Source organism: Mycobacterium sp. 141 (assembly GCF_000382405.1).
GTDB lineage: Bacteria > Actinomycetota > Actinomycetes > Mycobacteriales > Mycobacteriaceae > Mycobacterium.
Map to the genome: position 1 here is coordinate 105,230 of NZ_KB908260.1, position 13,669 is coordinate 118,898.

The 13,669-nt window shown below is 67.1% G+C and carries 14 protein-coding genes; 6 read left to right on the plus strand and 8 right to left on the minus strand.

Annotated elements, in window-relative coordinates; all coding sequences use genetic code 11:
* Positions 1-9 precede the first annotated feature (9 nt).
* The 4 genes from manA to H276_RS0110985 all read right to left on the minus strand — a co-directional run bounded on the left by manA (position 10) and on the right by H276_RS0110985 (position 4,235).
* Positions 10-1,236 (minus strand): mannose-6-phosphate isomerase, class I, encoded by a 1,227-nt coding sequence (gene manA, locus H276_RS0110970; protein ID WP_026356844.1) that lies wholly within the window; start codon positions 1,234-1,236, stop codon positions 10-12.
* A 4-nt stretch (positions 1,237-1,240) separates the two neighbouring features.
* Positions 1,241-2,335 carry a hypothetical protein gene (locus tag H276_RS0110975; protein WP_019971357.1) on the minus strand — a complete coding sequence of 365 codons (1,095 nt, stop codon included), beginning with the start codon at positions 2,333-2,335 and terminating at the stop codon, positions 1,241-1,243.
* The gene (locus H276_RS0110980) at positions 2,332-3,720 is read right to left on the minus strand and encodes a phosphomannomutase/phosphoglucomutase (protein ID WP_019971358.1); all 1,389 of its coding nucleotides are present in this window, start codon (positions 3,718-3,720) and stop codon (positions 2,332-2,334) included. The genes H276_RS0110975 and H276_RS0110980 overlap by 4 nt, the downstream gene beginning before the upstream one ends.
* A 95-nt stretch (positions 3,721-3,815) precedes the next feature.
* Positions 3,816-4,235 carry a DUF3499 domain-containing protein gene (locus H276_RS0110985; RefSeq protein ID WP_036460911.1) on the minus strand — a complete coding sequence of 140 codons (420 nt, stop codon included), beginning with the start codon at positions 4,233-4,235 and terminating at the stop codon, positions 3,816-3,818.
* 131 nt (positions 4,236-4,366) lie between these two features.
* On the opposite strand from H276_RS0110985, the gene H276_RS0110990 reads away from it, so the two are divergent.
* Positions 4,367-4,789 carry a metallopeptidase family protein gene (locus H276_RS0110990; RefSeq protein ID WP_026256326.1) on the plus strand — a complete coding sequence of 141 codons (423 nt, stop codon included), beginning with the start codon at positions 4,367-4,369 and terminating at the stop codon, positions 4,787-4,789.
* Positions 4,790-4,872: 83 nt separating this feature from the next.
* Here the strand turns inward: H276_RS0110990 and H276_RS0110995 are convergent, their stop codons facing one another.
* On the minus strand, positions 4,873-5,262 hold the full coding sequence (locus H276_RS0110995) for a WhiB family transcriptional regulator (protein WP_019971360.1): 390 nt from the start codon (positions 5,260-5,262) through the stop codon (positions 4,873-4,875).
* 292 nt (positions 5,263-5,554) lie between these two features.
* Here H276_RS0110995 and cofD point away from each other — a divergent pair, with 292 nt between their 5' ends.
* From cofD to H276_RS0111010, 3 genes are read left to right on the plus strand one after another with little or no spacing between them, the layout of a single operon-like run.
* Positions 5,555-6,562, plus strand: a complete 1,008-nt coding sequence (gene cofD, locus H276_RS0111000) for a 2-phospho-L-lactate transferase (protein WP_026356845.1) — start codon at positions 5,555-5,557, stop codon at positions 6,560-6,562.
* An 8-nt stretch (positions 6,563-6,570) separates the two neighbouring features.
* Positions 6,571-7,914 (plus strand): coenzyme F420-0:L-glutamate ligase, encoded by a 1,344-nt coding sequence (locus H276_RS0111005; RefSeq protein ID WP_036460932.1) that lies wholly within the window; start codon positions 6,571-6,573, stop codon positions 7,912-7,914.
* On the plus strand, positions 7,911-8,477 hold the full coding sequence (locus H276_RS0111010) for an NUDIX hydrolase (protein ID WP_019971363.1): 567 nt from the start codon (positions 7,911-7,913) through the stop codon (positions 8,475-8,477). The genes H276_RS0111005 and H276_RS0111010 overlap by 4 nt, the downstream gene beginning before the upstream one ends.
* Positions 8,478-8,498: 21 nt before the next feature.
* On the opposite strand, the gene H276_RS0111015 is transcribed toward H276_RS0111010, so the two are convergent.
* From H276_RS0111015 to rfbD, 3 genes are read right to left on the minus strand one after another with little or no spacing between them, the layout of a single operon-like run.
* Entirely contained in the window at positions 8,499-9,578 is a 1,080-nt protein-coding gene (locus tag H276_RS0111015) for a sugar phosphate nucleotidyltransferase (RefSeq protein WP_019971364.1), read from the minus strand.
* Between the two features lies 1 nt (position 9,579).
* On the minus strand, positions 9,580-10,479 hold the full coding sequence (locus H276_RS0111020; RefSeq protein WP_019971365.1) for a glycosyltransferase family 2 protein: 900 nt from the start codon (positions 10,477-10,479) through the stop codon (positions 9,580-9,582).
* Positions 10,476-11,372, minus strand: a complete 897-nt coding sequence (rfbD, locus tag H276_RS0111025; protein WP_019971366.1) for a dTDP-4-dehydrorhamnose reductase — start codon at positions 11,370-11,372, stop codon at positions 10,476-10,478. Before rfbD ends, H276_RS0111020 begins: the two co-directional genes overlap by 4 nt.
* 66 nt (positions 11,373-11,438) lie before the next feature.
* On the opposite strand from rfbD, the gene H276_RS0111030 reads away from it, so the two are divergent.
* Entirely contained in the window at positions 11,439-12,926 is a 1,488-nt protein-coding gene (locus tag H276_RS0111030; RefSeq protein WP_026356846.1) for an LCP family protein, read from the plus strand.
* Entirely contained in the window at positions 12,923-13,639 is a 717-nt protein-coding gene (locus tag H276_RS0111035; protein ID WP_026356847.1) for a TIGR03089 family protein, read from the plus strand. Before H276_RS0111030 ends, H276_RS0111035 begins: the two co-directional genes overlap by 4 nt.
* Positions 13,640-13,669: the final 30 nt, after the last annotated feature.

Below are 13,669 nucleotides of genomic sequence, written 5' to 3' on the forward strand. Positions count from 1 at the left end.
CGGCCGGGCTCAGGTCCCGACTGTGACTCGGAACAGCTGGGATGGCCGCTGAGCAGTCAGCCGGATCGGCCCATCGTCGGCGGCCATCCAGGCCGCCGACCCGCGTTCCAGCGCCAGTGTGCCGCTCTTGGCGTGCACCGTTGCGGCGCCCTCGGTGCACAGCAGCACCTGCGGGCCGTCGTGACGGCACGGCGCGTCGATCTGGTGGCCGAGCTGATCGCCGTCGATTTCCAGGACTGACAAGCAGAACTCCGATGCCGGCGTCTTGTAGGTCCGCTCGCGTCCGTCCCTGACGATTGTGGGGCGCAACTTGTCCTGCGGGGTCGGCGTGAAATTCAACACCCGCAGCAGTTCGGGAACATCGACGTGCTTGGGCGTCAGGCCGCCCCGCAGCACATTGTCGGAGTTGGCCATTACCTCGACCCCGATACCGTTCAGATAGGCGTGCAGACTGCCGGCAGCAATAAACATGCCGTCACCCGCCTGCAAACTGATCCGGTTGAGCAGCAACACCGCCAACACGCCCGCATCGCCCGGGTAGCGCTCGCCGAGCTCCAGCACCGTCTTGGCCTCGGTGGCGAAAGTCGTTTGCCCCGAACGGATGTAATTGATCGCACCGTCCAAAACCGCGGGCACCAGTACGTCGAGGTCGGGCTGCGGGGCGGTGATCCACGTGGTGAACAACGCCCGCAGGCCGTCGGCATCGGACTGGTCGGACAGCAAATGGATGTACGGATCGAGATCCGAGACGGCCAGTGCTCGCATCAGTTCGACCGTCTGTGCCACCGGGCGGAAGCCGGCCAGCGCGTCGAACGGTCCGAGCGCCACGAGCAATTCGGGTTTGTGGCTGCGGTCGCGGTAGTTGCGGATCGGCGCCGAGACGGGTATCTCAAGGCGGTCCTCGCGGTCGTAGCCCTCGCGCGCCTGCTGCGCGCTCGGATGCGCTTGCAGGGACAGCGGTTCGCCGGCGGCCAGCACCTTGACCAGGAACGGCAGAGTATCGCCGAAGCGTCCGATGGTTGCGGCGCCGAGTTGTCCCTCGGGATCGTCGGCGACGACCTCAAGCAGCGACTTCTCCCCATGGTCGGTCAGCGCCCACGCAGGATCACCGGGATGCGCACCGAACCACAGTTCAGCCTCGGGATGAGTTGTGGGACTGGGTCTTCCAGTGAAATCGGCGATCGCGGTGCGCGAACCCCACGCATAGGTCCGCACCGCTCCCCGTAGCAAATACACTCGCTTAACCTCGAACCAGTTTCAGGTAGACGGCGGTCATCTCCAACCGCACGGCCAAAATCGCCAATTGTTGTTCCACCCGCCTGGCCGGGATGGTCGAGCCGCTCGGCTCATCGCCTTGACGGCCCGCGTCGGGCACATCCTCGGCGCCGATCGCCGAGATGTCGGCGAACCCTGCGATACGCACGGCCACGGTGGGCCGTTCGGTATCAGTGGTCAAAACAAATGTCCGCAGCCGCCGCGGCAACGGCCCGTCGATCTGCTCGTCGTGGAACAGCGACCGCTCGGAGCCGGACCGGTCAGCAGCGCGGTTCCCCGTGGCGGCCAACACGTCGATCAGGCCCGCGGCAGCGGTCACCTGACCGGCCAACCGCAGCATCACCGTCGCGCCGTGCTGGGCCAGCGCCAGCGTCGCCGCCGTGTCTCCGGCCAGTACGACGTCAGCGCCGGACATCCGGTCGGCCAGCGTCTTGGCCGGGTTGGTGAACAACTCGCGCGCAGTGCTGTTGCGCAGCGCCTCGGCATCCAGTTCGTCGGCCAATTCCGGAAGATCCACCCGAGTCCCGGGATCCACCACGTGCAGCGCCGCCAGGCCCGCGGCCAGATAGCGGGTGAGCCCGAAATCGTCGGGCACCCACAGCCGCGGTGGCAATGCCACCGCGCGTCCCGCCGTCACGTCGCGCAGCGGGCCCTCCTGTGGTGCCACCACCAACACCCGCGCACCCCGGTGCACGGCGGTGGCTGCGGCATTCACCAGAGCCGGGTCGGCCGGATCGTCGCCGGCCACGATCACCACGTCCAGGGCGCCGATCCACGACGGGGTCTCGGCGACGACGACGATCGGCGCGGCCACCGATCCGCCGAGTGCGGCGGCCAGCAGGGTGCCCGCGCTGTGCGCCACTCCACGACCGGCCACCCAGATCACCGTGCGCGGCGGAAAATCCGACCGCAGAGGCTCGAGCGCACCCTCGGCGAGCGCTGCGGCGGTGGCCCGCACCTGAGCACCTGCCATCGCCGCTGCCCGCAGCAGACCGTTGTGGTCGGCCGCGAGCAGACCCTCGCCGTCGTCGAGGTCTACCGTCGCGTCGACGGCATTCACGTCGCTGCCCCGCTCACCGTGCTGATCTGGTCAGCCACCGTCTTCACGATCGCATCGACATCCTCGGTGGTGCGGGCCTCGACGTTGAGCCGCAGCAGCGGCTCGGTGTTGGACGTGCGCAGGTTGAACCAGCTGCCCTCACCCAGATCCACGGTGACCCCGTCGAGATGGTCGACGGCCTGGATACCGGAGCCGAAGGTCTCCAGTACCGCGTCGACGCATGCAGCGGCGTCGGCGACGGTGAAGTTGATCTCGCCGGAGGATTCGTAGCGGTGGTAATCGGCCATCAGTTCCGAGAGCGGGCGGTCTTGCTCACCGAGCGCGGCAAGCACATGCAGGGCCGCCAGCATGCCGGAATCGGCACCCCAGAAGTCACGGAAGTAGTAGTGCGCCGAATGCTCGCCGCCGAAGATCGCGCCGGTGTCGGCCATCAGAGCCTTGATGAAGGAATGCCCGACGCGTGAGCGCACCGGTGTGCCGCCGCGTTCGATGACCAGCTCCGGCACCGCCCGCGAGGTGATGAGGTTGTGGATGACGATCGCGCCGATTTCGCGGCCGAGCTCACGCCCCGCCACCAGTGCGGTCACGGCCGACGGGGAGACCGGCCTGCCGAGTTCGTCGATGACGAAACACCGGTCGGCATCACCGTCGAAGGCCAAGCCGATGTCGGCACCTGTTGCCAATACATGGTTCTGCAGGTCGACCAGGTTCGCCGGCTCCAACGGGTTGGCCTCGTGGTTCGGGAAGGTGCCGTCCAGCTCGAAGAACAGCGGCAGGACAGTGGCGCCGGCGATCGGCCCGAGCACCGCAGGCGTGGTGTGCCCGGCCATGCCGTTGCCCGCGTCGACGGCGATGCGCAGGGGCCGCAGCGCACTCAGATCCACCAGTGAACGCAGGAACTCGCCGTACTCGGCGAGCACGTCGCGGTCGGTGACGGCGCCGGACGCGCCGTCGAAGGCCGGCACTCCGGCGATCATCTCGTCGGAGATGGTCGTCAGCCCGGTGTCTCGACCGACCGGCTTGGCTCCGGCCCGGCACAGCTTGATGCCATTGTAGGCAGCCGGATTGTGGCTGGCGGTGAACATCGCGCCGGGGCAGTCCAGTAGGCCGGACGCGAAGTAGAGCTGATCGGTGGAGGCCAGTCCGATCCGCACGACGTCGAGCCCCTGCGCCCGGACCCCTTCGGCAAACGCCGAGGCTAGCGGCGGAGAGCTTTCCCGCATGTCGCACCCGATGACGACCTGCGCCGCACCCTCGCCCCGGACCAGCCTGGCAAATGCCCCGCCCACGTCGAAGACGAACTGTTCGTCGAGCTCCGCACCCACCAGACCACGCACGTCATACGCCTTGATGACACGCTGAACAACCGCAGCTGGGCGAGGCATGGGAACTCCTTGTGACCGGGATCGTTGGCTAAGCCTAGCCGCCGCAAGACGCCCACAAGGACACTAGCCTCAGTCGACCGCGCTGCTTAACGGTCTTAATCGCTGAGATCGGGCAACACGCGGAGGTGGCCGCGACGCCGACCGTTTGGTTCGGGCCGGTGCGCTGCCGGTGCCATCACGGCACCGCCGGTGACCCCAGTGGTGGGGTCGGAGAACCCTGCCGCGACTCCGCCTCGCACCACCGCGCCGTCGTGTGCCTCGCGCACCGCGTCGGCCAGCGCCACCAGATCGTCTTCATCGGGATGGTTCGGTAGCGGGCCGGCGTGGCGCACCAGCTCCCAGCCACGTGGTGCGGTGATTCGGCTCGCATGCCCGACGCACAGATCCCATGAGTGCGGTTCGGAGACGGTGGCGAGCGGTCCGACGACAGCGGTCGAGTCGGAGTAGACGAAGGTCAGCGTCGCCACGGCGTAATGCGGGCACCCGGGCCGGCAGCAGCGACGGGGAACATTCACGCACCAGAGATTATCTTGGACGATCGCTGGACGCGTTCGGACACGCGCAGTCGCCGGGCTCCCGATCCCGAACCGTTACGATCTCTTGCGTGGCCCAGCGGAACCTTTGGCGATCGCGCCGCGGTCGCGATATTCGTGGGCCGCTGCTTCCCAGATCTGTTCCGGGCTGGCGCAGCCGGGCCGAACGGTTCGACATGGCGGTGCTGGAGGCTTACGAACCGATCGAGCGTCGGTGGGCGTCGCGGGTCAGTGTCCTCGATGTCGCTGTCGACGAAATTCCGCGGATGTCACCGCGCGATCCTGAGACGGTGCAGTGGCCACCGGAAGTCGTGGCGGATGGTCCGATCGCGTTGGCCCGGTTGATACCGGCGGGGGTGGATGTTCGAGGAAACACCACGCGGGCCCGAATTGTGTTGTTTCGCAAACCGATCGAGCGCCGGGCCAAGAGTCCCGACGATCTCGCGGAGCTGTTGCATGAAATCCTGGTGGCTCAGGTGGCCACCTACCTGGGGGTGGAACCGTCGGTCATCGACCCGATGATCGACGACGACTGAGCACTCACGCGAAGCGCTTCAGGTCACCGTGAGCGCTTCGCGAAGCGGCTCAGATTGCGATCTGAAGCGCTTCGCAAAGAGCTTTAGATGACGCCGCGCTTGAGCCGACGGCGCTCGCGTTCGGACAGCCCGCCCCAAATCCCGAAGCGTTCGTCGTGTGCCAGTGCGTAATCGAGGCACGCATCCTTGACTTCACAACCCTGGCAAATGCGCTTGGCCTCACGGGTAGACCCGCCCTTTTCCGGGAAGAAAGCCTCAGGGTCGGTCTGCGCGCACAATGCACGCTCCTGCCATTGGTCATCTTCGGTTGCCGGAGCAACATCAATTTGATCGGGAACCAAACTCAGTTGAGGACGTCCGGTTGCCCCCATCGGTGTCGGCCCGGCGTTGATGTGCGGTGCGTTGTCTACCGAGCCGAGTAACCGGTTGTCAAACCGGACAACACGATCGAAATCGCCGCTCTCATAAGACATATCCCCCGCCTCCTCACTCGGTCTCATAGATCCTCAGTGGAGCCCCACTATGGTGATATAGGCCATTTCATTCGAACATTCGATCGAATCTCCGTTTGCGACACCGGAATCAGTCGCTAACCGGGAAATGACACTGCTGTGATTAGACACGCGTTAGCTGCCAGGGTCAAGCGGATCGGCGGGAATTCATACCATCTCGTGATATCAATTCGGCGCGTCGCAACGTCGGCGTGTCCTGGTCGTGACTACGTCGTTTCCATGCGCGCCCCCTTTCCGCCTAATGTCGACCGTTGTGAAGATCACCGTTTTGGTCGGCGGCGTCGGCGGCGCTCGATTTTTGCTGGGTGTGCAAAACCTGTTGCGGCTCGGCGCCTTCGCGCAGAGCCCTGGCAACGAGAACGCCGAGCACGAGGTCACGGCGATCGTCAATGTGGGTGACGATGCCTGGATGTACGGCGTACGGATCTGTCCCGACCTCGACACGTGTATGTACACGCTCGGCGGCGGCATCGACCCCGAGCGCGGCTGGGGGCATCGTAACGAAACTTGGCACGCCAAGGAGGAACTCGCCGCATACGGTGTGCAGCCGGACTGGTTCGGCCTGGGCGACCGCGATCTTGCCACCCACTTGGTACGCAGCCAGATGCTGCGGGCCGGCTACCCGTTATCGCAGGTCACCGAGGCATTGTGCCAACGCTGGGCGCCGGGCGTGCAACTGCTGCCTGCCAGCGACGACCGTTGTGAGACGCACGTGGTGATCACCGATCCCGGCCCCGGCGAACACGAGGGCCAGCGGCGCGCGATCCATTTCCAGGAGTGGTGGGTGCGCTACCGGGCCCAGGTGCCCTCGCACAGCTTCGCGTTCGTCGGCGCCGAACAGGCTACTGCCGCACCGGGTGTCACCGAGGCGATCGCCGAGGCCGACGTGGTGTTGCTGGCTCCGTCGAATCCCGTCGTGAGCATCGGGTCGATCCTGCAGATCGGCGGCATCCGCGGCGCTCTTCGGTCCACCCCGGCACCGGTCATCGGCTACTCGCCCATCGTGGCGGGAAAACCGTTGCGTGGCATGGCCGATGAGTGCCTGTCGATCATCGGGGTGGAGTCCACCTCAGAAGCCGTCGGGCGGCATTTCGGGGCACGGTCGGCGACGGGGCTCCTGGACGGCTGGCTGGTGGACTCCGGTGATCACGCCGACATCGACGGCGTCGCGGTGCGTTCGGTGCCACTGTTGATGACCGATCCCTCGGCCACCGCCGAGATGGTGCGTGCCGGCCTGGACTTGGCCGGGGTTCCGCTGTGACCACCGGGGTGCGCGCCGAACACGGCTCCGCTGACCGGGTGGAGATCCTGCCCGTGGCGGGTCTGCCCGAGTTCCGGCCCGGCGACGATCTGGTCGGCGCCGTCGCCACCGCGGCACCGTGGCTGCTCGACGGCGACGTACTGGTGGTCACCAGCAAGGTGGTTTCCAAGTGCGAGGGCCGCATCGTCGACGCCCCGTCAAATCCCGATGAACGGGATACGCTGCGGCGCAAATTGATCGACAGCGAGGCAGTTCGAGTACTGGCCCGCAAGGGCCGGACATTGATCACCGAGAACGCCATCGGACTGGTTCAGGCCGCGGCCGGGGTGGACGGCTCCAATGTCGGATCCACCGAACTGGCCCTGCTCCCCAGCGATCCCGACGGCAGTGCCGCAGCGCTGCGCGAGGGCCTACGTGAACGACTCGGCGTCACCGTTGCCGTGGTGATCACCGACACCATGGGCCGGGCTTGGCGCTCCGGCCAGACTGATTTCGCCATCGGTGCGGCCGGATTGACCGTGCTGCACGGCTACGCCGGGACAATGGACCGGCACGGCAACGAACTGGTCGTCACCGAGGTCGCGGTGGCCGACGAGATCGCGGCCGCCGCCGATCTGGTGAAGGGCAAGCTGACCGCGATCCCGGTAGCGGTGGTCCGTGGGCTGAGCCTGCCCGACGACGGGTCCACCGCGCGCACACTGCTGCGCTCCGGCGAGGACGATCTCTTCTGGCTCGGCACCGCCGAAGCAATCGACTTGGGACGCAAGCAGGCTCAACTGCTCCGCCGATCGGTGCGCCGATTCTCGGCCGAACCCGTTCCTGCCGAACTCATCGAAGCCGCCGTCGCAGAGGCGCTGACCGCACCGGCCCCGCATCACACCCGGCCGGTCCGGTTCGTCTGGGTTCGCGATCCGGCCACCCGCGTGCGCCTGCTCGATCGGATGAAAGCCCAGTGGCGCGCCGATCTGACCCGCGATGGCAGGTCAGCCGATTCCGTCGAACGCCGTGTGGCCCGCGGCAACATCCTCTACGATGCGCCAGAACTGATGATTCCCTTCATGGTTCCCGACGGCGCGCACAGCTATCCGGACGCGGCCCGCACAGGGGCGGAGCACACCATGTTCACCGTGGCGGTCGGCGCCGCCGTGCAAGCGCTGCTCGTGGGGTTGGCCGTTCGTGACGTGGGCAGCTGCTGGATCGGCTCCACGATCTTCGCCGCGGATCTGGTGCGAGCCGAGCTGGATCTGCCGGGCGACTGGGAGCCGTTGGGCGCCATCGCGATCGGCTACCCAGAGGAACCTCAGGGCCCGCGTGATCCGGTGCCGACCGACGACCTCTTCATAACGCGATGAGCCTGCACGCCTCTGCCGTGGAGATTCTCACCGAATGGCAGACAACCGATCCCGCGCAGGACTCGATGCGCCACGCGGTGCTGGCCTTTTTGGCCGCCCGATCCGACGCCTGCGAACGCGCCTGCGTCCCAGGCCATATCACGGCTTCGGCACTGGTGCTCGACCACACCGGCACCCAAACCCTGCTCACCCTACATCCGCGCTTCGGCAGATGGCTGCAGCTCGGCGGGCATTGTGAGGACACCGATCTCGACATCCGCGCGGCGGCGCTGCGCGAGGCCACCGAGGAGTCGGGCATCGCCGAGCTCACCATCGACCCGGAACTTGCTGCGCTGCATGTACATCCGGTGACCTGCTCGCTGGGGGTACCGACCCGCCACCTGGACCTGCAATTCGTGGTGCGGGCCCCGGCCGACGCCGCGATCGTCTGTAGCGATGAATCTCTGGATCTGCAGTGGTGGCCGCTGGACAGGTTGCCCCCCGACACCGACTTCGGCTTGCTTCAACTCGCCGAAACTACGGCTTCTGCAGCAGTTTCAGCCGATTCGCGCCACAAACCGTAATCTCGGCGCGGCCCGAGTGCGCTACACGTCGGTCGAAAAACGCAGTCCACCATCGGGAATCGACACACCCGGCCACACCCTGGCCCCGCGCAGCAGTTCGCAACGGGCACCGATGTCGGCGCCGTCACCGATCACGCCGTCACGGATCAACGCGCGCGGGCCGATGCGGGCGCCGAAGCCGATGATCGAGCGTTCGATCACCGCACCGGCCTCTACCCGCACGCCGTCGAAGATCACCGCGCCGTCCAGGCGGGCGCCTGCACCGATCTCCGCGCCACGGCCCACCACGGTGCCGCCGATCAGCAGCGCACCCGGTGCAACACCGGCACCATCGTGCACAAGCGACTCACCACGCTGACCGTGCAATGCCGGTGACGGCGCGATGCCCCGGACCAGATCGGCCGAACCACGGACGAAATCCTCCGGGGTGCCCATGTCTCGCCAGTACGACGTATCGACGTATCCGCACACCCGGCGCCCGTCGGCGAGCAGGCCGGGGAACACCTCACGTTCCACCGACAGTGCTCGGCCCTTCGGGATCTGGTCGATCACTTCACGCTTGAACACGTAGCAGCCAGCGTTGATCTGATCGGTCGGCGGGTCCTGCGTCTTCTCCAGGAAGGCGGTCACCACCCCGTCGGCATCGGTCGGCACACAGCCGAAGGCCCGCGGATCCCCGACGCGGACCAGATGCAGCGTCACATCGGCCCCGCGGTTGTCGTGCGACTCCAACAGCCCGCCCAGGTCGGCTCCGGACAGCACGTCACCGTTGAACACCATGGCGGTGTCGTGGCGCAGGTGCCCGGCGACGTTGGCGATGGCACCCCCGGTGCCCAGCGCCTCGGTCTCGGTGACGTAGTCGATCTGGAGGCCGAGCTTGGATCCGTCACCGAACTCGGTCTCGAACACCTCGGCCTTGTACGAGGTGCCCATCACCGCATGGGTGATGCCGGCGGCGGCGATGCGCGACAGCAGATGGGTCAGGAACGGCAGTCCGGCAGTCGGCAGCATCGGTTTGGGTGCCGAAAGAGTCAGCGGCCGCAGCCGAGTGCCCTGGCCACCGACCAGGATGACGGCATCGACCTCCGCGGGATTGGTCACCTCAACGCTGCCCTTTCGCCTGTTTACGTCGGGAATTACCGACCACCAGGCCCGCACGTACCGCCAGCGCGCCCCGGATTGTCCACCGTAACGGCGCCTGCCAGGGCTCCGGGTACCGATCGGCCAAGAAAGTGTAGGTACTGCGGTGGTGAGCAGCCAAATTGCGGGCAGGGTCCCGGCCGGTGGAGTGGCCCTTGTGGTGCAGTACCTCGGCCGCCGGCACGTAAACGTTCTGCCAGCCCGCCCGGCCGAGCCGATCACCCAGATCGACGTCTTCCATGTACATGAAGTAGCGCTCGTCGAAGCCGTCGATCTGATCGAAGGCCGCCCGGCGCAACAGAAGGCACGAACCTGACAACCACCCGACCGGGCGTTCGCTCGGCGGCTCGCGGTCCTGCCGGTAGGTCGCGGTCCACGGGTTGGATCTCCAGAACGGGCTGACGACGGCGTGCATGCCACCGCGGACCAGGCTGGGCTGGTGGCGTGCCGACGGGTAGACAGAGCCGTCGGGATCGCGGATCAGCGGGCCCAGTGCGCCGGCCTGCGGCCAGCGCTGCGCGGCCTCCAGCAGCATGTCGATCGCCTTGGGCCCCCACTGCACGTCGGGGTTGGCCACCACGAAGAACTCGGGATCGGTGTCGCCGTCGTTGCAGTAGGCGGCCACTCCGCGGTTGACCGCGCTGCCATAGCCGAGGTTGGCGCCGATGCGCAGCAACCGCACGTTCGGATACCGCTGCTCGGCTTCTTCGGGACTGCCGTCGACGGACCCGTTGTCGGCCATGACAACCGTCAGGGGACGCTCGGTGGCCAGTGAGAGTGACGCCAGAAACCGCTCCAGGTGTGGGCCCGGTGAGTACGTCACGGTAACCACGACAAGTGGGCGGAGGGCTTCCTGTGTCACGGCGTAGAGGGTAGCGGTCCGGCGACAGCGTTTCCGTCAGAGTCAGCAACCGCTGCGATCAGAGCATCGCGCCAATCCCGCAGCCCGGTCAGCCCGGCCGCCACCGAACGCTGCTGTGACAGCGCGGTGTAGCCGGGCCGCGGGGCCGGACGCGGGTGCCGGTCACTGCCCACCGGACGCACCCGCTGCGGGTCGGCCCCCAGCGCGGCGAACGTGGCTCGGGCCAGTTCGAAGCGGCTGACAGTCCCGGAGTTGGCAGCATGCAGCACAGGCGCGTCGATTCCGCCATCGGCGACCTGCAGCAACGCAGCGGCCAGATCGCCCACATATGTCGGTGAGCCGATCTGATCGACCACCACCTCCACCGGCTTGTCGCCGGCGGCCAGCCTGCGCATGACGGCGACGAAGTCGGTGCCGTCGCTCCCGCGGTACACCCAGGCGGTGCGGACCACGTGCGCGTCTGGTTTGACGGCCAGCACGGCCTGTTCACCTGCCAGCTTGGTGCGGCCGTAAGCGTTGACCGGTGCAGGCTCGTCGTCGATCTCGAAGGGACGCCGGTCACCGTCGGCCGCACCGCTGAACACGTAGTCGGTCGAGACGTGGACCAGGCCGGCACCGGTCTGGGCGCAGACCTGGGCGACGTTGCCTGCACCGACGGCGTTGACTGCATACGCGCGAGCCTCATCGGTTTCGGCGGCGTCGACCTGGGTGTAGGCCGCGCAGTTGATCACCACGTCGGCGGGCGCGACGTGCCGACGCACCGATTCGAGATCGGTGATGTCACATTCCGAGGACGTGAGCGCCACCACCTCACGACCTGCGCGACGGGCCTGATCAGTCAAAACACGGCCAAGCATGCCACCAGCCCCGGTGACGACGATCCGCTGCGACATACGCTGAGTCTGGCACGCCGGTCGGCGTTACCCGGCTCACGTGTACCCCGCAAGTAGCCTAAGCGGGTGCCTAACCGCCTCATCCGCACGCTCGCTGTCACCACAGCGTCGGCCGTGGTCCTCGGGACAGGCGTGGCCTGGAGCCAGATCCGGTCCTTCGAGTCGGGCATCAACCACATCAGTTCCGCGGCGCTCGGCGGAGGCGGCGACGACGGCGCCATCGACATCCTGCTGGTGGGCTTGGACAGCCGCACCGATGCGCATGGCAACCCGCTCTCCGAGCAGGAGCTGGCGACATTGCGCGCCGGCGACGACGTGTCGACCAACACCGACACCATCATCCTGATACGCATCCCGAACAACGGGAAGTCCGCCACCGCGATCTCCATCCCGCGCGACTCCTACGTCGAGGCGCCGGGCTGGGGAAAGATGAAGATCAACGGTGTCTTCGGCGACGTCAAGCTCGACAAGATGAAGCAGCTCGTCGAGGTCGAGGGTGAGGATCCCGCCGTCGCCGAACCAAAAGCCGTCGAGGCCGGCCGCGAGGAGCTCATCAAGACGGTCGCCAACCTCACCGGCGTCACCGTCGACCACTACGCCGAAATCGGGCTGCTGGGCTTCGCCTTGATCACCGACGCCCTCGGCGGGGTGAACGTGTGTCTGAAAGAAGCTGTCGACGAACCACTTTCAGGCGCCGATTTTCCGGCAGGCTGGCAGAAGCTGAACGGCCCGCAGGCGCTGAGCTTCGTTCGGCAACGTCATGACCTGCCGCGTGGCGACCTGGACCGGGTCACCCGCCAGCAAGCGGTGATGGCCGCACTGGCCCACGACGTGATCTCGGGCAAGACGCTGTCCAGTCCGTCCACGCTGAGCAAGTTACGCGAAGCCGTGCAGCGCTCGGTGGCGATCTCCAGCGGTTGGGACGTGATGGATTTCATCGACCAGCTGCAGAAGCTGGCAGCGGGCAACGTCGCGTTCGCCACCATCCCCGTGCTGCGGGAGGACGGCTGGAGCGACGACGGTATGCAGAGCGTGGTGCGCGTCGATCCGGCTCAGGTGCGCGAGTGGGTGTCCGGGCTGCTGCAGGACCAGAGCGAAGGCAAGACCGAACAGGTCGCGTACTCCCCTGACAAGACAACCGTGCAGGTGGTCAACGCCAGCGACATCAACGGCTTGGCCGCGGCGGTGTCACACGTACTGACCACCAAGGGGTTCACCCCCGGCGAGACCGGCAACCATCAGGGCGGTGCGGTGACAGGCAGCCAGGTGCAGGCAGCCAAAACCGACGATCTTGGCGCCCAAGCGGTTTCGAAGGATCTCGGCGGCCTACCGGTCACCGAGGACGCCTCGGTTCCACCCGGCACCGTGCGGGTGGTGCTGACCGCGGACTACACGGGCCCGGGCTCGGGCCTGGACGGTCACGACGCCACCTCGGACACCGAGTCGGCCGATGCGGCGCCCAGTGCGGGCAACAGCACCGCAACAGATGATGCGCCGCCGCCACCGTCGCCCATCCTCACCGCCGGTTCGGACGACCCGGCGTGCGTCAATTGACCACGCTCAGCGCGGCCGTCCTCGATCCACTGCTGGCCTCGGATCCCGCGGGCCCGCGGATCACCTACTACGACGACGCGACCGGCGAACGCATCGAATTGTCGGCGGTGACGCTCGCGAACTGGGCCGCCAAGACGGCCAACCTGTTACGCGACGAGCTGGGGGCCGGCTCCGGCACCCGGGTCGCGGTATTGCTGCCCGCGCACTGGCAGACCGTCGCGGTGCTGTTCGGCATCTGGTGGATCGGCAGTGAAGTGTCGTTGGGCGGTGGCTCCGACAATCCGTCCGACATCGCGTTGTGCACTCGCGACCGGCTCGACGAGGCCGACGACGCCGTGGCCGGCGGTGAGGTGGCAGTACTGTCCCTGGACCCGTTCGGCAGGCCCGCCGATGATCTTCCGCTCGGCGTGACCGACTACGCGACCGCGGTGCGGGTACACGGTGATCAGATCGTGCCCGAACGCCACCCAGGTTCAGCCCTGGCCGGCCGATCTGTCGCCGAGGTCCTCGATGCTGCCCGAAACGCCGCGGCCGCACAGGGTTTCACCGCCCGTGACCGGGTGCTGTCAACAGCTGCCTGGGACACTGCCGATGATCTCGTGGAGCACCTGCTGGCAGTGTTCGTCGCGGGCGCCTCACTGGTTCAAGTCACCAACCCCGATCCCGCGGCACTGGAGCGGCGACGATCGATGGAGAAGGTCACCCGCGGCTGAAGCCTCACCCAGTCGCGCGAGCAGTCACTG